Below are 19,738 nucleotides of genomic sequence, written 5' to 3'. Positions count from 1 at the left end.
CAGGGAGCACCTTCCATGGCCTCGTTGCCGAACCCGTCCCTTTCGTCCGCCGCCGCAGAGAGCCGGACCCGAACCGCCGCCCTCCGCGAGGCGCTCGCGTCCAGGGTGGTGGTGGCCGACGGCGCGATGGGCACCATGCTCCAGGCCCAGGACCCGACGCTCGAGGACTTCGAGAACCTCGAAGGCTGCAACGAGATCCTGAACCTCACCCGCCCCGACATCGTCCGCTCCGTCCACGAGGCGTATTTCGCCGTGGGTGTCGACTGCGTCGAGACGAACACGTTCGGGGCCAACCACTCGGCGGCGAACGAGTACGAGATCGCCGACCGGATCTTCGAGCTGTCGGAGGCAGGGGCCCGGATCGCCCGCGAGGTCGCCGACGAGTTCGGCGCCGGGGACGGCCGCCCCCGCTGGGTCCTCGGCTCGATCGGCCCGGGCACCAAGCTGCCTTCGCTCGGCCACATCGCGTACGACGTCCTGCGCGACGGCTACCAGCAGAACGCCGAGGGCCTGCTCGCCGGTGGCGCGGACGCCCTGATCGTGGAGACCACCCAGGACCTGCTGCAGACCAAGGCGAGCCTGATCGGCGCGCGCCGCGCGATGGACGCGGTCGGCCTCGACGTGCCGCTGATCTGCTCGCTCGCCTTCGAGACCACGGGCGTCATGCTGCTGGGCTCGGAGATCGGTGCGGCGCTGACCGCCCTGGAGCCGCTCGGGATCGACCTGATCGGCCTGAACTGCTCGACCGGCCCGGCAGAGATGAGCGAGCACCTGCGCTATCTGGCCCGCCACTCGCGTACGCCGCTGATGTGCATGCCCAATGCCGGCCTGCCCGTCCTGACCAAGGACGGTGCGTACTTCCCGCTGACGCCGCCCGAGCTGGCCGATGCCCAGGAGAACTTCGTCCGCGACTACGGCCTCTCACTGGTCGGCGGCTGCTGCGGTTCGACCCCCGAGCACCTGCGCCAGGTCGTCGAGCGCGTCCGGGGGGTCACGCCCACGGAGCGGTCCCCGCAGCCCGAGCCGGGTGCGGCCTCGCTCTATCAGACGGTGCCGTTCCGTCAGGACACCGCGTACATGGCGATCGGTGAGCGGACGAACGCGAACGGGTCGAAGAAGTTCCGCGAGGCGATGCTGGAGGCCCGCTGGGACGACTGTGTGGAGATGGCCCGCGACCAGATCCGCGAGGGCGCGCACATGCTGGACCTGTGCGTGGACTACGTGGGCCGTGACGGTGTCGCGGACATGAAGGAGCTGGCGGGCCGGTTCGCGACCGCCTCCACCCTGCCGATCGTGCTGGACTCCACGGAGGTCGAGGTGTTGCGCGCCGGGCTGGAGAAGCTCGGCGGGCGTGCGGTCATCAACTCCGTCAACTACGAGGACGGTGACGGGCCCGAGTCCCGTTTCGCGAAGGTCACCCAGCTGGCGCGCGAGCACGGGGCGGCGCTGATCGCGCTGACCATCGACGAGGAGGGGCAGGCCCGCACCGTCGAGCACAAGGTCGCCATCGCCGAGCGGCTGATCGAGGACCTGACGACGAACTGGGGCATCCACGAGTCGGACATCCTCATCGACTGCCTGACCTTCACCATCTGCACCGGCCAGGAGGAGTCCCGCGGCGACGGCGTCGCCACCATCGAGGCGATCCGGGAGCTGAAGCGCCGCCGCCCGGAGGTGCAGACCACGCTGGGTCTGTCGAACATCTCCTTCGGCCTCAACCCGGCCGCGCGCGTCCTGCTCAACTCGGTCTTCCTCGACGAGTGTGTGAAGGCCGGCCTCGACTCGGCGATCGTGCACGCCTCCAAGATCCTGCCGATCGCTCGCTTCGACGAGGAGCAGGTCACCACCGCCCTCGACCTGATCCATGACCGCCGCTCGGAGGGCTACGACCCGCTGCAGAAGCTGATGGCGCTGTTCGAGGGCGCCACCACCAAGTCCCTGAAGGCCGGCCGGGCCGAGGAGCTGGCCGCGCTGCCGCTGAACGAGCGTCTCAAGCGGCGCATCATCGACGGCGAGAAGAACGGCCTGGAGGCCGACCTCGACGAGGCGCTGCGGACCCGCCCCGCCCTGGACATCGTCAACGAGACGCTCCTGGACGGCATGAAGGTGGTCGGTGAGCTGTTCGGCTCCGGCCAGATGCAGCTGCCGTTCGTGCTCCAGTCCGCCGAGGTCATGAAGACCGCGGTGGCCTACCTGGAGCCGCACATGGAGAAGTCGGACGACGAGGGCAAGGGCACCATCGTGCTGGCGACCGTGCGCGGCGACGTCCACGACATCGGCAAGAACCTCGTCGACATCATCCTGTCCAACAACGGCTACAACGTGGTCAACCTCGGCATCAAGCAGCCGGTCTCCGCGATCCTGGAAGCCGCCGAGGAACACCGGGCCGACGTCATCGGCATGTCAGGCCTCCTGGTCAAGTCCACGGTGATCATGAAGGAGAACCTTCAGGAGCTCAACCAGCGCGGCATGGCGGCCGACTTCCCCGTCATCCTCGGCGGCGCGGCCCTGACCCGGGCCTATGTCGAGCAGGATCTGCACGAGATCTACGAGGGCGAAGTCCGCTACGCCCGGGACGCGTTCGAGGGCCTGCGTCTGATGGACGCCCTGATCGGCGTCAAGCGCGGGGTGCCCGGGGCCGTACTGCCGGAGCTGAAGCAGCGCCGGGTGCCCAAGCGGGACACCCCGGTCCTGACGGTCGAGGAGCCCGAGGGCTCGGCGCGTTCCGACGTCGCCGTCGACAACCCCGTGCCCGCCCCGCCGTTCTGGGGCACCCGCGTGATCAAGGGCATCCAGCTCAAGGAGTACGCGTCCTGGCTCGACGAGGGCGCCCTCTTCAAGGGCCAGTGGGGCCTCAAGCAGACCCGCGCCGGGGACGGCCCGACCTACGAGGAACTCGTCGAGACCGAGGGCCGGCCGCGACTGCGCGGGCTGCTGGACAAGCTGCAGACCGACAACCTGCTGGAAGCGGCCGTCGTCTACGGCTACTTCCCCTGCGTGTCCAAGGACGACGACCTGATCCTCCTGGACGAGCAGGGCAACGAGCGCACCCGCTTCACCTTCCCGCGCCAGCGCCGTGGCCGCCGGCTGTGCCTCGCCGACTACTTCCGCCCGGAGGAGTCCGGCGAGACGGACGTCGTCGGTCTCCAGGTCGTCACCGTCGGCTCCCGCATCGGCGAGGAAACCGCCCAGCTCTTCGAGGCCAACGCCTACCGCGACTACCTCGAACTGCACGGCCTGTCCGTCCAGCTGGCCGAGGCGCTCGCCGAGTACTGGCACGCCCGGGTGCGCGCGGAACTCGGCTTCGGGGGAGAGGACCCGGCCGGAATCGAAGACATGTTCGATCTGAAGTACCGTGGCGCCCGCTTCTCGCTCGGCTACGGCGCCTGCCCCAATCTGGAGGACCGCGCCAAGATCGCCGAGCTGCTGCAGCCGGAGCGGATCGGGGTCCACCTCTCCGAGGAGTTCCAGCTGCACCCCGAGCAGTCCACGGACGCCATCGTCATCCACCACCCCGAGGCGAAGTACTTCAACGCACGCTGATCGGATAAGTCGTACACTGGTCGGTCCACCGCAGGCCGGTTGCCTTTGTGTCAGAAAAGGCGACCGGCCTGATCGTCCCTCAAGGAGGTGCGCCAGGATGACCAGTACGGTCCCCGCGCTCGGAACCCGTACGGCCGAAGGCTCAGCACTGCAGGCCGTGCTCCTCGACATGGACGGAACCCTGGTGGACACCGAGGGGTTCTGGTGGGACGTCGAGGTCGAGGTCTTCGCCTCCCTCGGACACGTGCTCGACGACTCATGGCGCCATGTGGTCGTGGGCGGCCCCATGACGCGCAGCGCCGGCTTCCTCATCGAGGCCACCGGCGCGGACATCACCCTCCCCGAGCTGACGGTGCTGCTCAACGACCGTTTCGAGGAACGCATCGGCCGGGCGCTGCCGTTGATGCCGGGTGCGGCCAGACTGCTCGCCGAACTCGCGGCGCACGAGGTGCCCACGGCCCTGGTCTCCGCCTCGCACCGGCGCATCATCGACCGCATCCTGGCCGGGGTCGGCCCGCAGTACTTCGCGCTGACCGTCGCCGGCGACGAGGTGGAGCGGACCAAGCCGTTCCCCGACCCCTATCTGCTGGCCGCCGCCGGGCTCGGTGCGGATCCGGCCAGATGTGCGGTCATCGAGGACACCGCGACCGGCGTCGCCGCCGCCGAGGCCGCCGGCTGCCAGGTTGTTGCCGTACCCTCGGTGGCGCCGATCGCGCCCGCCGCCCGGCGCACGGTCGTGACCTCTCTGGAAGAGGTCGACCTGTCATTTCTGCGCGGCTTGATGACGGAAATGCGCTAGGCGTTCACCCAGCGTACGAAGCCGAATACCCGGAAATCCCGCGGAGTCCGGCCGGTGAATTGGAAACCCGGCCGGATGGCCGAATTCCGGTCCCTGCCAACAGAGTTGACACTGTGATGTTTCCCACTCGGTGACGGATGGACATCCGGCACGGGGTGTGCTGAGTCGCGCATTTCAGGGATGCCGGGTGTGCCCTTGTGTCCCGATTGGTGAAAGGCTGCACTAATCCTTCCCCTGTCGGGTTTTCGGTGCGTCCGCACCCGGTTTCGCAGCGTGATGGGAACTCAACTCCGGTGCCCGTGAAGCGCCGTGCCGGCGCGGACTAATCTCGTCGCGAGAACATCGCCACAACCCCCGTGATCCGCAGCACCACCCCTGCCTGCTGGATACACGGACCCGACAGCTCTGGAGAAACTCGAGCATGAACCGCAAGACTTTGGTGCTGCCGGCGATCGTCGGCCTGCTCGGCCCGCTGCTCGCCGCCTGCGGCGGTTCCGACAGCGGGAGCAAGGGCGGCGATGCGATCGTCGTCGGCACCACGGACCGGTTCACCGCCTCCAGTGACGCCCCCGCGCCGCTCGACCCCGCGTACGCCTACGACGTCGGCACCTGGAACATCCTGCGCCAGACCGTGCAGACGCTCATGGTCCAGCCGCGTGGCGACGGCGAGCCTGAGCCCGAGGCGGCCGAGAAGTGCGGGTTCAGCGACACCGGCAACGAGCGGTACGCCTGCACCCTGCGCAAGGACCTGAAGTTCTCGAACGGCGACCCCGTGACCGCGCAGGACGTGAAGTTCTCGATCGACCGCGCACGGAACATCAAGGCCGACAGCGGCGTCTTCGCGCTGCTCTCCACCATCGACACCGTCGAGACCCAGGGCGACCGTGAGGTGATCTTCCACCTCAAGACGGCCGACGCCACCTTCCCGTTCAAGCTGTCGACTCCGGTCGCCGGCATCGTCAACCCCGACGACTACGAGAAGGGCAAGCTGCGCGACGGCTTCCAGGTCGACGGCTCCGGTCCTTACACGATCGAGTCCGAGGTCAAGAACAACGAGCTCGTCAATGCCGTCTACACGAAGAACCCCAATTACAAGGGGCTGTTGACGCCGAAGAACGACAAGGTCGAGTTGCGGTCCTTCGAGGACGCCGACGCCATGGGCACCGCGCTGGAAAAGGGCGACATCGACCTGATGACGCGCTCGATGACGCCGGCCCAGATCCAGAAGCTCTCCAAGAACTCGACGGGTTCCGTCGACCTCGTCGAGATGCCGGGTCTGGAGATCCGCTACCTCGCCTTCAACACCGATGCCACATCGGTGAAGACGAGGGCCGTCCGCCAGGCCATGGCCCAGGTCGTCAACCGCGGCGAACTCATCGACAAGGTCTACGGCACCCAGGCCCAGCCCCTCTTCTCGCTGGTCCCGGCCACCATCACCGGCCACTCCAACTCGTTCTTCAACAAGTACGGCGACCCGAGCACCACCAAGGCCAAGTCGCTGCTGAACAAGGCGAGTATCACCACCCCGGTGAAGCTCACCCTGCACTACACGACCGACCACTACGGCACGGCCACCAAGTCGGAGTTCGAGGTGCTGAAGAAGCAGCTCAACGCCAGCGGCCTGTTCCAGGTCGACATCAAGGGCGAGGCCTGGGACAAGTTCCGTCCGGCCGAGCAGGCGGGCAAGTACGACGTCTACGGCATGGGCTGGTTCCCCGACTTCCCGGACGCCGACAACTACATCGCGCCGTTCCTCGACAAGGACAACTTCCTTGGCTCGCCCTACACGAACAACCAGATCATCGGCACCCTGATCCCGGAGTCCCGCCGCGAGGCCGACCGCCTCACCGCGTCGAAGAGCCTCAGCGAGATCCAGGACATCGTGGCCGACGACGTCCCGGTGCTGCCGCTGTGGCAGGGCAAGCAGTACATCGCCGCCCGGGACGACATCACGGGAGCCGAGTGGGCACTCAACTCCTCCTCGACCCTTCAGCTGTGGGAGCTCGGCCGCGGCCTGTGAGCGGCTGACCGGGCCTTCCCGACCCGGAGCCGCCGGCGGCTCCGGGCCCGCACGACCCGACGACAAGGCACACGCACGTGAACCTGCGCAACCAGTGGCCGGTCCTGCTCGTCACGACAGGACTGGCCGCCGGCCTGATCACCGGATGCGGCTCGGACTCGAGCGGATCCGGTGGCACCGGATCCTCCGTGGTGGTCGGCATGTCCGACGACGTCCTCGCCACCGACCCCGCCTCCGGCTACGACCCGGGGTCGTGGCTGCTGTTCAACAACGTCTTCCAGTCGTTGCTGAGCTTCCCCAAGGGCGGTACGGAGCCCGAACCGGAGGCCGCCAAGGAGTGCGCGTTCACGGGGACCGGCACCAAGGTGTACTCGTGCACCCTCCAGGACGGTCTGAAGTTCAGCAACGGTGACTCCCTCACCTCCGAGGACGTCAAGTTCTCCTTCGACCGCATGATGACGATCAACGACGCCGCAGGGCCCGCGATCATGTTCCCCATGCTCGACAAGGTGACCACACCGGACGCCAGGACCGTGGTCTTCAAGCTCAAGTACGCCGACGCGACCTTCCCGAGCAAGATCGCCTCCGGCGCCGGCTCGATCGTGGACCACAAGCAGTACGCCGCGAACGGGCTGCGCAAGGACGGCAAGGCGGTCGGCTCGGGCCCGTACAAGCTGGACTCCTACAGCGACGACCAGGCCGTGTTCTCCGTCAACGGCGAGTACAAGGGCACCGCCAAGGTCCAGAACTCCGGGGTGACCCTGAAGCTGTTCCACGGCAACCAGGGCGCCCTGAAGAAGGCACTCCTCGCCAACCAGGTCGACGTCGCCTACCGAGGCCTCGCCGCCGGCGACATCGCGGACCTCGAGAAGGACCTCTCCACCAGCAAGGGCACCGACGTCGTCGAGGGCACCGGCGCCGAAGTGCAGCACCTGGTCTTCAACATGAACGACCCGGTGGCGGGCAAGCTCGGCGTACGCAAGGCCATCGCCTACCTGCTCGACCGCGAGGCGCTCGTCAACGAGGTCTACCAGGACACGGCGACCCCGCTGTACTCGATCATCCCCGCCGGTATCACCGGCCACGACACGGCGTTCTTCGACACCTACGGCGCCCGTCCCTCGAAGGCGAAGGCACAGGCCGCGCTGCGGACCGAGGGCATCACCGGCAAGGTGAAGCTGACGCTCTGGTCGACTCCCTCGCGCTACGGCCCGTCCACCGACGCGGAGTTCAGGGCGATCGCCAAGCAGCTCAACGCCAGCGGACTGTTCGACGCCACGGTCAAGTCCGTCGCCTTCGGCCAGTACGAGAAGGACATCGCCAAGGGCAAGTACGGCGTGTACGTGAAGGGCTGGGTGCCCGACTACCCGGACCCCGACAACTTCACGGCCCCCTTCTTCGGCAAGGGCAACGTGCTCAGCAACAACTACACGAACAGCACGATCACTTCGCAGCTCATCCCGAAGACCGCCGCCCAGAGCGACCGCGCCTCGACGGACACGGACTACTCCCAGCTGCAGAACATCGTGGCCGAGCAGCTTCCCGTCATCCCGATCTGGCAGGGCAAGCAGTACGCGGTCGTACGGGACAACGTGTACGGCCTCGAGTACTGCCTCGACGCGTCGACCGTGTTCCGCTTCTGGGAGATCAGCAAGGGCTGACCGGCCGGCCACCACCGCACGAACGCAGAGGGCGCCCCTTCCTGAAGAAGGGGCGCCCTCCGCGTTTCGCCGATACCGGTCAGCTTCGCCTGCGTGCGCGGACCTACTGCGCGCCGGGGCGCACCAGCCCGCTCTCGTACGCGTACACCGCGGCCTGCACCCGGTCGCGCAGGCTCAGCTTGGTGAGGACGTGCCCCACATGCGTCTTGACCGTGGTCTCGCTGACGAACAGGTCGGCGGCGATCTCCGCGTTCGACAGGCCGCGCGCCACCAGCTTCAGCACCTCGACCTCACGGTCGGTCAGCGTGTGCAGGGTGTCGGGCACCGGCTCGTCGCCGGACGGCAGATGGCTCGCGTACTTGTCGAGGAGCCGGCGCGTGATGCTCGGCGCGAGCATCGCCTCGCCCGACGCGACCACTCGGATCGCCTGCACCAGCTCATTGGCGGGTGCGTCCTTGAGGAGGAAGCCGCTGGCGCCCGCGCGCAGCGCCTCCACCACGTATTCGTCGAGGTCGAAGGTGGTCAGGACGAGGACCTTCGCCGGACCGTCCCGGCCGGGGCCGGTGATCTGCCGGGTGGCCTCGACACCGTCCATCCGTGGCATACGGATGTCCATCAGAACCACATCGGGCTGCAGAGCACGTACCTGGTCGAGTGCCTGGAGGCCGTCTCCGGCCTCGCCGACGACCGCAAGGTCCTGCTCCGCCTCCAGGATCATCCGGAAGCCGGTACGCAGCAGCGGCTGGTCGTCGACCAGTAGGACGCGGATGGCCACGTAAGTCTCCTTCGCTAGTCCGGCCCCATTCTGCCCTGCTCGCTCCCACCGGACTCCGGCGCCCTGACCGGAAGCGGATACGGCGGGGGAGTACCACCGAATTCCGGGCATACCGCCTGGTGGTCGCACCAGCCGCAGAGCTTGGTGGGCCGCGGCCGCCAGTTACCGGTCTCGGTGGCCAGCCGGATCGCGTCCCACAGCGCGAGCAGCTTGCGCTCCACGCGCTCCAGGTCCGCGATCACCGGGTCGTACGTGATCATGTCGCCGCTGCCGAGATAGACCAGCTGGAGGCGGCGCGGGACCACCCCCTTCAGCCGCCACACCACGAGGGCGTAGAACTTCATCTGGAACAGGGCACCCTCCGCGTACTCCGGCCGGGGGGCCTTGCCCGTCTTGTAGTCGACGATCCGCACCTCGCCCGTCGGCGCTACGTCGACACGGTCGATGATGCCGCGCAGTTTGAGACCGGAGTCCAGCTGGGCCTCGACGAACAGCTCGCGCTCCGCCGGCTCGAGCCGCGTCGGATCCTCCAGCGAGAACCAGCGCTCGACCAGCTGCTCGGCCTCGGTGAGCCAGCGCGCCAGCCGCTCGCCCTCGGGGTCGTCGGCGAACAGCTCCACGACCTCCGGCCTGGTCTCGCGCAGCCGGTCCCACTGACCGGGGATCAGCGACTTGGCACGCGGCGCCGTCCGCTCGGTCGCCGGGGCGTCGAAGAGCCGCTCGAGCACCGCGTGCACCAGCGTGCCCCGGGTGGCCGCCTCGCTCGGCTTCTCGGGGAGCTTGTCGATCACCCGGAACCGGTACAGCAGCGGGCACTGCATGAAGTCACTGGCCCGGGAGGGCGACAGCGAGACGGGTGGCCTGGCTCTGATTTCGGTGATGTCACCGGCCTCCGCGGTGCCCGCGGCGGGCTCGGTGGCCGGCGGGGGAGCCGCGGCGGGCTCGGTGGCCTGGGCGGGGATGCCGGCGGCCACGGGGGTGACGGAGGAGTCGGTCGCAGCCGCTTCGGGGGTGACGGTGGTGTCGGTCGAAGCCGTGCCGGTGGTGAGGGGAGGCTCGGTCACGACGGCCGCGGCGGTGACGGAGGCCGCCCCCGCCCCCGTCGCCTCGGGCGCGGTCGCGTCGGTGCGGTCGGCGGGGGCTTCGCCCCTGCCGTCGGCACTGACCTGCGCGGGACCGCCCACGCCGGATTCCGCCGCGTCCTCGGTGCTGGTTTCCATGACCACAGACCATACGGCCCACCACTGACAGTGACCCAGCCGTGGTTCGCGCGACGACGCGGAAAACAGAGGGGGTGCCGGGGCGGAACGCGCCGCGACGGCCGCATACCATCGACCGGAGACCCTCCCGCCGGGCATGATCGGAAGCGGGAGACGCTTCGAACTAGGGGACATCGTGGACGAGAGCGGCGGGAGCGGGCAGCCGCGGTCCGGCAACGGCGGGGCGACCGAGCACCACGCGGACCCCTCGGCCGCTGCTTCCCCCGAACCGGGCCGGACGCCGACGGGACCGCCGGGCGATGCCCCCGCTCAGCCCGCCGCGGCCGCGCCGGACCAGACCCCGGGACCCACGGACGACGCCGACGCCCCACGCCGGCCCGCCTCCCCCGAACCGGGACGGACTCCCACGGGACCGGCGGACGAGCCCCTCAGCCAATCCGGCGCCGGCGAAGCCGGTCGTACCCCGGCGGGACCGAACGAGGGCACCCCCGGCGAGCCCCCCGCTGCCGAACCGACTGCCGAACCGAGTCGTACCCCGACGGGACCGGCCGACGAGGCCCCCGGTCAGCCCGCTCCCGCCGACCAGCCCCCCGCGCAAGCGCCCGCCCCCGTCGATCACGCCGCCGAGCCGGCAGCCGTAGACGGACACGCGGCCGGAGGCCGCAGTGAGGCCGACGTCACCGGCGCGGCCGAGCCGCACCCCGAGCCGCACCCCGAGCCGCACCCCGAGCCGCACCCCGGACACGGCGACACCCCGCCCGTAGGCACGGACACCCGCCCGGTGCCGATGGCCGGCTCGCCGGGGACGGACGAATCGTCCGGCACCGGCCACCCCCACCGCACCCCCGCCCACTCGGGGAACCGCAAGGGCCGGCCGCCCCGGCGCGGGAAGGAGCCGGGCGGCGGCCTGCTGATGGGACGGCCCTTCGGCGTGCCCGTGTACGTCGCGCCCAGCTGGTTCCTGGTGGCCGCGCTGATCACGTGGGTGTTCGGCGGCCAACTCGACCGCGTACTGCCCGAACTGGGCGCCCTGCGCTACCTCGTCTCCCTGTTCTTCGCGGTCGCCTTCTACGCCTCCGTACTCGTCCACGAACTGGCCCACACCGTCGCGGCCCTGCGCTTCAAGCTGCCGGTGCGCCGGATCCAGCTGCAGTTCTTCGGCGGGGTCTCGGAGATCGAGAAGGAGTCCGAGACACCCGGCCGGGAGTTCGTGCTCGCCTTCGTCGGACCGCTGCTCTCCCTGGTCCTGTCGGGCCTCTTCTACGTCGCCATGCAGGCCGTCGAACCGGGCACGGTTCCCGGCGTCCTGCTGGCCGGCCTGATGGTCTCCAACCTGATCGTCGCCGTCTTCAACCTGCTGCCCGGACTGCCCCTCGACGGCGGCCGCATGCTGCGCGCCGTCGTCTGGAAGATCACCGGCAAGCCCATGAGCGGCACGGTCGCAGCCGCCTGGGTCGGCCGGGCCCTCGCCGTCTCCGTACTGATCGGACTGCCCCTGCTCACCCAGTCCGGAGCCCTCGGCGACGCCCCGGACAACATCGGCGGCATGGACACCGTCACCGACGCCCTCCTGGCCGCCATCCTCGCCGCGATCATCTGGACCGGCGCCGGCAACAGTCTGCGCATGGCCCGCCTGCGCGAACACCTGCCCGAACTGCGCGCCCGTCTGCTCACCCGCCGCGCGGTCCCGGTGGAGACGAACACCCCGCTCTCCGAAGCACTGCGCCGCGCCAACGAGGCAGGCGCCCGCGCCCTCGTCGTGGTCGACCCCGACGGCGAACCCCTCTCCCTGGTCCGCGAGGCCGCCATCGTCGGCGTACCCGAACACCGCCGCCCCTGGGTCGCCGTCAGCGGCCTCGCCCAGGACCTCACCGACGGCATGCGCGTCTCCGCCGAGCTCGCGGGCGAGGACCTCCTCGACGTCCTGCGCGCGACTCCCGCCACCGAATACCTGGTGGTCGAGGACTCCGGAGAGATCTACGGCGTCCTGTCCGCAGCCGATGTGGAGCGCGCCTTCGTCAAGGCGATGGCCCGCCCCAACTGAGCCCCGCAGTGGTCGGAGGCCCGCCCCCGGACCGGTAGGCTGGTCACATGTCCGAACCGACCGGTGCCGCCCGCAGGCGCGGGCCCTTCAAGGTCGGGGACCAGGTTCAGCTGACCGACCCCAAGGGCCGCCACTACACGTTCACGCTCGAAGCGGGGAAGAACTTCCACACCCACAAGGGTTCCTTCCCGCACGACGAGCTGATCGGTGCTCCCGAGGGCAGCGTTGTCCGCACCACGGGGAACGTCGCCTATCTCGCGCTGCGCCCCCTGCTCCCCGACTACGTCCTGTCCATGCCCCGCGGCGCCGCCGTGGTCTACCCCAAGGACGCGGGGCAGATCCTGTCCTTCGCGGACATCTTCCCCGGCGCACGCGTCGTGGAAGCGGGCGTCGGCTCCGGCTCGCTCAGCAGCTTCCTGCTGCGCGCCATCGGCGACCAGGGCATGCTGCACTCCTACGAGCGCCGCGAGGACTTCGCCGAGATCGCCCAGCAGAACGTCGAGCGGTACTTCGGCGGCCCGCACCCCGCGTGGCAGCTCACCGTCGGTGACCTCCAGGACAACCTGAGCGACACCGACGTCGACCGCGTCATCCTCGACATGCTCGCCCCCTGGGAATGCCTGGAGGCCGTCTCCAAGGCACTCGTCCCGGGCGGCATCCTCTGCTGCTACGTCGCCACCACCACCCAGCTCGCACGGACCGTCGAGTCCATCCGCGAAATCGGCTGCTTCAACGAGCCGACCGCCTGGGAGTCGATGGTCCGCAACTGGCACATCGAGGGCCTGGCCGTCCGCCCCGACCACCGGATGATCGGCCACACCGGCTTCCTGCTCACCGCCCGCCGCCTCGCCGACGGCGTCGAGCCGCCCATGCGCCGCCGCCGACCCTCCAAGGGCTCCTACGGCGACGACTACACCGGCCCCAACGCCGACGGCGGCGCCGGCCGCTGACGTAACCAACGCACCACACCGGTGGCCGAGTTCCCGCAAACGCCCGGGAACTCGGCCACCGTACTTTTCCGTTGACGAGCAGCCAGAAGTCCGGACCCCGCCGTTCCGCAGCGCTGTGACGTGTGGCACCATGCTGGCCACCCCACCGGTACAGCCCTCACAGGAGACGCTCCGAGTGCAGCAATCCGCCGTCCCGGAACTGGCACACACGCACACACAACCCATTCACTGGCTCGCCACAGCCACCGCACTGGCCGGAGTCGTCGCGCTCTCCGCCCTCCTGCAGCCCGGCGCGGCGACCGCGGCTCAGGCCGGCCCCGCCGCCAAAGGCGCGCCGGCCGCGACGGCGCCCCCCGACCCCGCACATGCCGACTTCCCCCTCGACTGCGGACCGGCCGAGGTCCTCGTACAGAAGAAGGCGTCCGGCGACCTCGACGGAGACGGCCGCCCGGAGACAGTGGCCGTGGTCCGCTGCGACGCCGGCTCCGGAACCCCGCCCAACGGCGTGTACGTCCTCACTCAGGCCGCAGGCGCCCGCAAACCGCGCGTGGTGGCCACCCTGGTCGACCCGAAGGACCGGCTGAGCGTCACGGACTTCGCACTGCGCGACGGAGCGGTCACCGCGACGCTGCTCGGCTACTCCTCGGCCGACGTACCGAGTTGCTGCCCGGACGAGAAGGACAGCGCCAAATGGCAGTGGAAGGATGGCGCGTTCATCCGCTCGACACCGCCCGAAGCACGGAGCATGTGAGAAACCAGACAGCGAGTCACGCAGTGTGCCGCTGGGGTCACTCCGCGTCAGGTCCGAAGACCTCGACCCTGTCCGAGACCCGGCGTACGTGGATGCAGTCGCCCGGACACTCCTTCGCGGAGTCCGCGACATCCCGCAGAAGCGTCAGCGGTACGGGCGTTGTGGCGCCCGGGGCCTGCAGCAGCTCGTCCTCGCCGCTCTTCACATAGGCGAGACCGTCGATGTCCAGCTCGAAGACCTCGGGCGCGTACTGGGCGCAGATGCCGTCACCGGTGCACAGGTCCTGATCGATCCAGACCTCGAGCGCGTCGCCGTCGACTCCAGCCTCCTGCTGCACGGTCATTTCTCCTGCCGTTTCCTGCGCCGGGCGGCCCGATCGGTGGGCAAGTCGGGCCAGCTCTGACGGGTGTTGAACACTTCGACCCTACCTCCGTCGGCTTCCCAATCATGTTGGGTGGGTATTCCACTGGCGTGAGGGAGAGCGCAAGGGTGAAGATCGGACACACCTCGACAGTCTTTGTGATCTAGGGGTTTCAATCGACACCCACCCAGGTAGGGTCTGGAAGCGTCCAGCTCCCCTTGGAGGAGGTGAGGACCGTGGCAGCCCACGACGACGACATGAACCGCGGCATCCGCCCGGGAAGAGGGTCCGATGACCCCGCCGGGCAGATTGCCTACCTTGAGCAGGAGATCGCCGTCCTGCGACGCAAGCTCGCCGACTCTCCGCGGCACACGAGGATTCTCGAAGAGCGGATCGTCGAGCTGCAGACCAATCTGGCCGGCGTGTCCGCTCAGAACGAGCGGCTCGCCAACACGCTCCGTGAGGCCCGCGACCAGATCGTGGCCCTCAAGGAAGAAGTCGACCGGCTCGCACAGCCGCCAGCCGGCTTCGGTGTCTTCCTCACGGCGAACGAGGACGGCACGGCCGACATCTTCACCGGGGGCCGCAAGCTCCGGGTGAACGTCAGCCCCAGCGTGGAGCTCGAAGAGCTCAGGCGCGGCCAGGAACTGATGCTCAACGAAGCCCTCAACGTGGTCGAGGCCATGGAGTACGAGAGCGTCGGAGACATCGTCACCCTCAAGGAGATCCTCGAGGACGGCGAGCGCGCCCTCGTACAGGGCCACACCGACGAGGAAAGGGTGGTACGGCTCGCCGAGCCGCTCCTGGACGTCGTCATCCGCCCCGGAGACGCCCTGCTCCTCGAACCCCGTTCCGGCTATGTCTACGAAGTCGTACCGAAGAGCGAGGTCGAGGAACTCGTCCTCGAAGAGGTCCCCGACATCGGCTACGAGCAGATCGGCGGCCTGGGAAACCAGATCGAACTGATCCGCGACGCCGTCGAGCTCCCGTACCTCTACCCCGACCTCTTCAAGGAGCACGAACTGCGGCCACCCAAGGGTGTGCTGCTCTACGGGCCCCCCGGATGCGGCAAGACGCTCATCGCCAAGGCCGTCGCCAACTCGCTGGCCAAAAAGGTCGCCGAAGTCACCGGCCAGGCCACAGGCAAGAGCTTCTTCCTCAACATCAAGGGCCCCGAGCTCCTCAACAAGTACGTCGGTGAGACCGAGCGGCAGATCCGCCTCGTCTTCCAGCGTGCACGCGAGAAAGCCAGCGAGGGCACACCCGTCATCGTCTTCTTCGACGAGATGGAATCCCTCTTCCGGACCCGAGGCTCGGGCGTCAGCTCGGACGTGGAGAACACCATCGTCCCCCAGCTGCTCGCCGAGATCGACGGTGTGGAGGGCCTGGAGAACGTGGTCGTGATCGGCGCCTCGAACCGCGAGGACATGATCGACCCCGCGATCCTGCGCCCCGGCCGCCTCGACGTGAAGATCAAGATCGAGCGCCCCGACGCCGAGGCGGCGAAGGACATCTTCGCGAAGTACCTCACCGCCCGCCTCCCGCTGCACTCCGACGACGTCGACGAGCACGGCGGGGACCGGGCAGCCACCGTCCACGGCATGATCCAGACAGCCGTGGAACAGATGTACGCCGAATCCGAGGAGAACCGCTTCCTCGAGGTCACCTACGCCAACGGCGACAAGGAAGTCCTCTACTTCAAGGACTTCAACTCCGGCGCCATGATCGAAAACATCGTCGGCCGCGCCAAGAAGGCAGCCATCAAGGCGTTCCTCGAGCAGAACCAGAAGGGCCTCCGCGTCTCCCACCTCCTCCAGGCCTGCGTGGACGAGTTCAAGGAGAACGAAGACCTGCCGAACACCACCAACCCCGACGACTGGGCCCGAATCTCCGGAAAGAAGGGCGAACGGATCGTGTACATCCGCACCCTGGTCACCGGAAAGCAGGGAGCAGACACCGGACGCTCCATCGACACGGTGGCGAACACCGGTCAGTACCTGTAAAAGACAGGGCGGCTGCGGGTGCCCTCACCGGGTACCCGCAGCCGACTGTTTTTCAGGCCAGGGCTGGAGCGAGGCAATGACGCAAATGATCTCCCCACCAGCGCAAAGGCGCTCTAGGCTCTTCCGTACCGCCGAGTCGCGCAGTGCGGGGTCGGGCACCGCACACGCACCGGAGCGCCAGCGGTACTTGAGCAGCGCCCCCGACCGAGGGCGCTGCCGGGCAAGGAGGGCCGCATGACCGTACGGCGAGTAATGGGCATCGAGACGGAGTACGGGATCTCCGTCCCCGGTCACCCCAACGCCAATGCCATGCTCACCTCGTCCCAGATCGTCAACGCCTACGCGGCGGCGATGCACCGGGCGCGCCGCGCCCGCTGGGACTTCGAGGAGGAGAACCCGCTGCGGGACGCGCGAGGCTTCGACCTCGCCCGGGAGGCCGCCGACTCCAGCCAGCTCACCGACGAGGACATCGGCCTGGCCAACGTCATCCTCACGAACGGCGCACGGCTGTACGTGGACCACGCACACCCGGAATACAGCTCCCCCGAGGTCACCAACCCGCTGGACGCCGTCCTGTGGGACAAGGCAGGCGAACGCATCATGGCGGAGGCCGCGGAACGCGCGGCCCAGCTGCCCGGAGCCCAGCCGATCCACCTCTACAAGAACAACACCGACAACAAGGGCGCCTCCTACGGCACGCACGAGAACTACCTGATGAAGCGGGAGACCCCCTTCTCGGACATCGTGCGCCACCTGACACCCTTCTTCGTCTCGCGCCAGGTCGTCACCGGCGCCGGCCGCGTCGGCATCGGCCAGGACGGCCACGAACACGGCTTCCAGCTCAGCCAGCGCGCCGACTACTTCGAAGTCGAGGTGGGCCTCGAGACCACCCTGAAGCGCCCGATCATCAACACCCGCGACGAGCCGCACGCCGACGCCGAGAAATACCGCCGGCTGCACGTGATCATCGGCGACGCGAACCTGTCCGAGATCTCGACCTACCTGAAACTGGGCACCACAGCCCTCGTCCTCTCGATGATCGAGGACGGCTTCATCGCCGTCGACCTGGCCGTCGACCAGCCCGTCCGCACCCTGCACCAGGTCTCGCACGACCCGACGCTCAAGCGCCTGGTCACCCTCCGCAGCGGCCGGACACTCACCGCCGTCCAGCTCCAGATGGAGTACTTCGAGCTCTCGCGCAAATACGTGGAGGAGCGGTTCGGAGCCGACGCCGACGAGCAGACCAAGGACGTCCTGATCCGCTGGGAGGACACCCTGAACCGCCTGGAGAACGACCCGATGAGCCTCTCCGGAGAGCTCGACTGGGTCGCCAAGCGGGAGCTCATGGAGGGCTACCGGCGCCGTGACAGCCTCGAATGGGACGCGGCGCGCCTGCACCTGGTCGACCTCCAGTACGCCGACGTACGGGCCGAGAAGGGCCTCTACAACCGTCTGGCGGCGCGCGGCAAGATGAAGCGCCTGCTGGACGAGACGGACGTCGAGCGAGCCCGCACCAAGCCCCCGGAGGACACCCGCGCGTACTTCCGCGGCCGCTGCCTGGAGCAGTACGCGGACGACGTGGCCGCGGCCTCCTGGGACTCGGTGATCTTCGATCTCCCCGGCCGGGACTCGCTCCAGCGCGTCCCAACCCTGGAGCCTCTTCGCGGAACGCGTAATCACGTGAAGGAGCTCCTGGACCGCTGTCGTACGGCGGAAGACCTGGTCAGGGTCCTTTCGGGCCACTGACCTGTGCTGGGCGTCCCGTCGGGCCCGAGCGGCTCGACGGGGTGGAAACAGGCGGCGTCCGGGAATCATCGAGGTGGCTCCCGGACGTTGTAGCAACTGCGGGGCCGATGTCGGACCCTGCTTGTAGGGTCTGATCAAGAACGTCGAACCGAGCGGGGTGAGGGTTATGGCGACCAAGGACACCGGCGGCGGACAGCAGAAGGCCACGCGATCCACCGAGGAGGTCGAGGAGCAGGCGCAGGACGCGCAGGCTTCCGAGGACCTCAAGGAGCGTCAGGAGAAGCTGAGCGACGATGTCGACTCGGTTCTGGACGAGATCGATGACGTACTCGAGGAAAACGCAGAGGACTTCGTTCGAAGTTTCGTTCAGAAAGGCGGACAGTGAGCGGCTTATTCCTTCGATTTGAAGGTTGAGGCGTGACGGGGGCTGTGAGTGTCGGAAGAGCAGGGTGTGAAGCGCTGTTCGCGGTGCAAGGAATGCAAACCGCGGACAGCCTTCGCGAGCAACAAGTCAATGCGTGATGGATTGCAGGCCTACTGCCGGGAGTGCGCGGCGGCGTACCACCAAGAGCGACAGGTGGCCAAAGGGTGCAACGTCCGACCGCGAGTGGATGCGCCTCAAGGGCACAAGTACTGCCGCACGTGTGGCGAGATCAAGCCGCACAGTGAATGGACGCGCAATCGCACGGCTTCCGACGGCCTGGCGACCCTCTGTAAGACGTGCAAGGCGGTGAAGGGTCGTGCAGGTCACCTGAAGCGCCAGTACGGCATCACCGAAGCTGAGCGTGACGCGATGATCGCCTCTCAGGTGGGGCTTTGCGCGATCTGTTTGAAAGCTCCCGCTGTTCATGTGGATCACTGCCACGAGACGGGTAGGGTCCGTGGCGTACTGTGCTTCAACTGCAATTCGGCCATCGGCAAGTTGGGAGATGATCCTGACGCGGTTCGTCGGGCTGCCGCCTACTTGGAGGGATCCTCGTGGAAGCCAACACTCGTAGCACCGGGCGTCTACCAGCTGCCTTCCTGACGCCTGGGTCGTCGTCCTTCATGGACTTTCTGTCCGACCATCAGCCGGAGATGCTCCCGGGCAGGCGGCAACTGCCGCCCATCCAGGGAGTGATCGAGGCGCCGCACGGCACCACGATCGTCGCTGTCACGTTCCCGGGTGGTGTGGTGCTCGCCGGTGACCGGCGGGCCACCATGGGCAACGTCATCGCGCAGCGTGACATCGAGAAGGTCTTCCCGGCCGACGAGTACTCGGCGGTGGGCATCGCCGGTACGGCGGGTCTGGCCGTCGAGATGGTGAAGCTCTTCCAGCTGGAGCTGGAGCACTTCGAGAAGGTGGAGGGCACCACGCTCTCCTTGGAGGGCAAGGCGAACCGGCTCTCCACGATGATCCGTTCCAACCTGGGCATGGCCATGCAGGGCCTGGCCGTGGTTCCGCTCTTCGCGGGTTATGACGTGGACCGCGAAAAGGGCCGTATCTTCTCCTACGACGTCACGGGCGGCCGCTCCGAGGAGCACGGCTTCGCCGCCACCGGCTCGGGCTCGATCTTCGCGCGCGGTGCCATGAAGAAGCTCTACAGCGACGACCTGACCGAGCAGCAGGCCACGACCCTCGTCATTCAGGCTCTGTACGACGCGGCCGACGACGACTCGGCGACTGGCGGTCCCGATGTCGCCCGCCGGATCTACCCGATCGTCACCGTGATCACCGAAGACGGATTCCGCAGGCTGACGGACCTGGAGTCCTCCGAGATCGCCCGCGCGATCCTGGAGCGTCGTCTGGAGCAGCCCGACGGCCCGCGCGCCGCGCTGCTCTGACAGCGGGTTCTTGACAGGTGGCCACAGTGACTTCCACAGAA

General features: G+C 68.4%; 15 protein-coding genes. 12 read left to right on the top strand and 3 right to left on the bottom strand.

All coding sequences use genetic code 11. The features are described 5' to 3' along the window. The first annotated feature begins 15 nt into the window (after window positions 1–15). The 4 genes from metH to ACFVYF_RS22960 all read left to right on the top strand — a co-directional run bounded on the left by metH (window position 16) and on the right by ACFVYF_RS22960 (window position 8,023). Window positions 16–3,543 (top strand): methionine synthase, encoded by a 3,528-nt coding sequence (gene metH / locus ACFVYF_RS22975; RefSeq protein ID WP_389457994.1) that lies wholly within the window; start codon window positions 16–18, stop codon window positions 3,541–3,543. A 97-nt stretch (window positions 3,544–3,640) separates the two neighbouring features. Beyond that, entirely contained in the window at window positions 3,641–4,342 is a 702-nt protein-coding gene (locus ACFVYF_RS22970) for an HAD family hydrolase (protein ID WP_389457992.1), read from the top strand. Window positions 4,343–4,763: 421 nt separating this feature from the next. Continuing rightward, window positions 4,764–6,362 (top strand): ABC transporter substrate-binding protein, encoded by a 1,599-nt coding sequence (locus ACFVYF_RS22965; RefSeq protein WP_389457990.1) that lies wholly within the window; start codon window positions 4,764–4,766, stop codon window positions 6,360–6,362. 77 nt (window positions 6,363–6,439) lie between these two features. Further along, window positions 6,440–8,023, top strand: coding sequence for an ABC transporter substrate-binding protein (locus tag ACFVYF_RS22960; protein WP_389457988.1), 1,584 nt, complete (start codon window positions 6,440–6,442; stop codon window positions 8,021–8,023). 103 nt (window positions 8,024–8,126) lie between these two features. Here ACFVYF_RS22960 and ACFVYF_RS22955 read toward each other — a convergent pair whose 3' ends face one another. Then, window positions 8,127–8,798, bottom strand: coding sequence for a response regulator (locus tag ACFVYF_RS22955; protein WP_389457987.1), 672 nt, complete (start codon window positions 8,796–8,798; stop codon window positions 8,127–8,129). Between the two features lie 14 nt (window positions 8,799–8,812). Beyond that, window positions 8,813–9,679, bottom strand: coding sequence for a RecB family exonuclease (locus tag ACFVYF_RS22950; RefSeq protein ID WP_389458051.1), 867 nt, complete (start codon window positions 9,677–9,679; stop codon window positions 8,813–8,815). Between the two features lie 514 nt (window positions 9,680–10,193). Between ACFVYF_RS22950 and ACFVYF_RS22945 the strand changes: the two genes are divergently transcribed. From ACFVYF_RS22945 to ACFVYF_RS22935, 3 genes are all read left to right on the top strand, one after another. Beyond that, window positions 10,194–12,062 carry a site-2 protease family protein gene (locus tag ACFVYF_RS22945; protein ID WP_389457985.1) on the top strand — a complete coding sequence of 623 codons (1,869 nt, stop codon included), beginning with the start codon at window positions 10,194–10,196 and terminating at the stop codon, window positions 12,060–12,062. A gap of 47 nt (window positions 12,063–12,109) precedes the next feature. After that, window positions 12,110–13,012 (top strand): tRNA (adenine-N1)-methyltransferase, encoded by a 903-nt coding sequence (locus tag ACFVYF_RS22940; RefSeq protein WP_383286840.1) that lies wholly within the window; start codon window positions 12,110–12,112, stop codon window positions 13,010–13,012. A gap of 175 nt (window positions 13,013–13,187) precedes the next feature. Continuing rightward, on the top strand, window positions 13,188–13,763 hold the full coding sequence (locus ACFVYF_RS22935) for a hypothetical protein (RefSeq protein ID WP_389457983.1): 576 nt from the start codon (window positions 13,188–13,190) through the stop codon (window positions 13,761–13,763). Between the two features lie 37 nt (window positions 13,764–13,800). Here the strand turns inward: ACFVYF_RS22935 and ACFVYF_RS22930 are convergent, their stop codons facing one another. Continuing rightward, window positions 13,801–14,106, bottom strand: coding sequence for a ferredoxin (locus tag ACFVYF_RS22930; protein WP_389457981.1), 306 nt, complete (start codon window positions 14,104–14,106; stop codon window positions 13,801–13,803). A 254-nt stretch (window positions 14,107–14,360) separates the two neighbouring features. On the opposite strand from ACFVYF_RS22930, the gene arc reads away from it, so the two are divergent. The 5 genes from arc to prcB all read left to right on the top strand — a co-directional run bounded on the left by arc (window position 14,361) and on the right by prcB (window position 19,697). Further along, on the top strand, window positions 14,361–16,127 hold the full coding sequence (gene arc / locus ACFVYF_RS22925) for a proteasome ATPase (protein ID WP_389457980.1): 1,767 nt from the start codon (window positions 14,361–14,363) through the stop codon (window positions 16,125–16,127). Between the two features lie 234 nt (window positions 16,128–16,361). Beyond that, entirely contained in the window at window positions 16,362–17,873 is a 1,512-nt protein-coding gene (gene dop / locus ACFVYF_RS22920; protein ID WP_389457978.1) for a depupylase/deamidase Dop, read from the top strand. A 166-nt stretch (window positions 17,874–18,039) separates the two neighbouring features. Further along, window positions 18,040–18,258 carry a ubiquitin-like protein Pup gene (locus ACFVYF_RS22915; RefSeq protein WP_016325855.1) on the top strand — a complete coding sequence of 73 codons (219 nt, stop codon included), beginning with the start codon at window positions 18,040–18,042 and terminating at the stop codon, window positions 18,256–18,258. A gap of 48 nt (window positions 18,259–18,306) precedes the next feature. Continuing rightward, window positions 18,307–18,900 carry an endonuclease VII domain-containing protein gene (locus ACFVYF_RS22910; RefSeq protein ID WP_389457976.1) on the top strand — a complete coding sequence of 198 codons (594 nt, stop codon included), beginning with the start codon at window positions 18,307–18,309 and terminating at the stop codon, window positions 18,898–18,900. Further along, complete coding sequence (gene prcB, locus ACFVYF_RS22905) at window positions 18,852–19,697, top strand: proteasome subunit beta (protein WP_389457973.1); 846 nt, start codon at window positions 18,852–18,854, stop codon at window positions 19,695–19,697. Before ACFVYF_RS22910 ends, prcB begins: the two co-directional genes overlap by 49 nt. Window positions 19,698–19,738: the final 41 nt, after the last annotated feature.

The sequence above is a fragment of the Streptomyces sp. NPDC058274 genome, assembly GCF_042881375.1.
Taxonomy (GTDB): domain Bacteria; phylum Actinomycetota; class Actinomycetes; order Streptomycetales; family Streptomycetaceae; genus Streptomyces.
Note: the sequence above shows the minus strand (reverse complement) of the source record. Positions and strands in the feature narration are given on the sequence as shown.

Excerpts from the sequence above, each read along its gene's own strand:
- metH (WP_389457994.1), top strand. The coding sequence starts at position 16 with ATGGCCTCGTTGCCGAACCCGTCCCTTTCGTCCGCCGCCGCAGAGAGC.
- ACFVYF_RS22970 (WP_389457992.1), top strand. The coding sequence starts at position 3,641 with ATGACCAGTACGGTCCCCGCGCTCGGAACCCGTACGGCCGAAGGCTCA.
- ACFVYF_RS22965 (WP_389457990.1), top strand. The coding sequence starts at position 4,764 with ATGAACCGCAAGACTTTGGTGCTGCCGGCGATCGTCGGCCTGCTCGGC.
- ACFVYF_RS22940 (WP_383286840.1), top strand. The coding sequence starts at position 12,110 with ATGTCCGAACCGACCGGTGCCGCCCGCAGGCGCGGGCCCTTCAAGGTC.
- ACFVYF_RS22930 (WP_389457981.1), bottom strand. The coding sequence starts at position 14,106 with ATGACCGTGCAGCAGGAGGCTGGAGTCGACGGCGACGCGCTCGAGGTC.
- dop (WP_389457978.1), top strand. The coding sequence starts at position 16,362 with ATGACCGTACGGCGAGTAATGGGCATCGAGACGGAGTACGGGATCTCC.
- ACFVYF_RS22915 (WP_016325855.1), top strand. The coding sequence starts at position 18,040 with ATGGCGACCAAGGACACCGGCGGCGGACAGCAGAAGGCCACGCGATCC.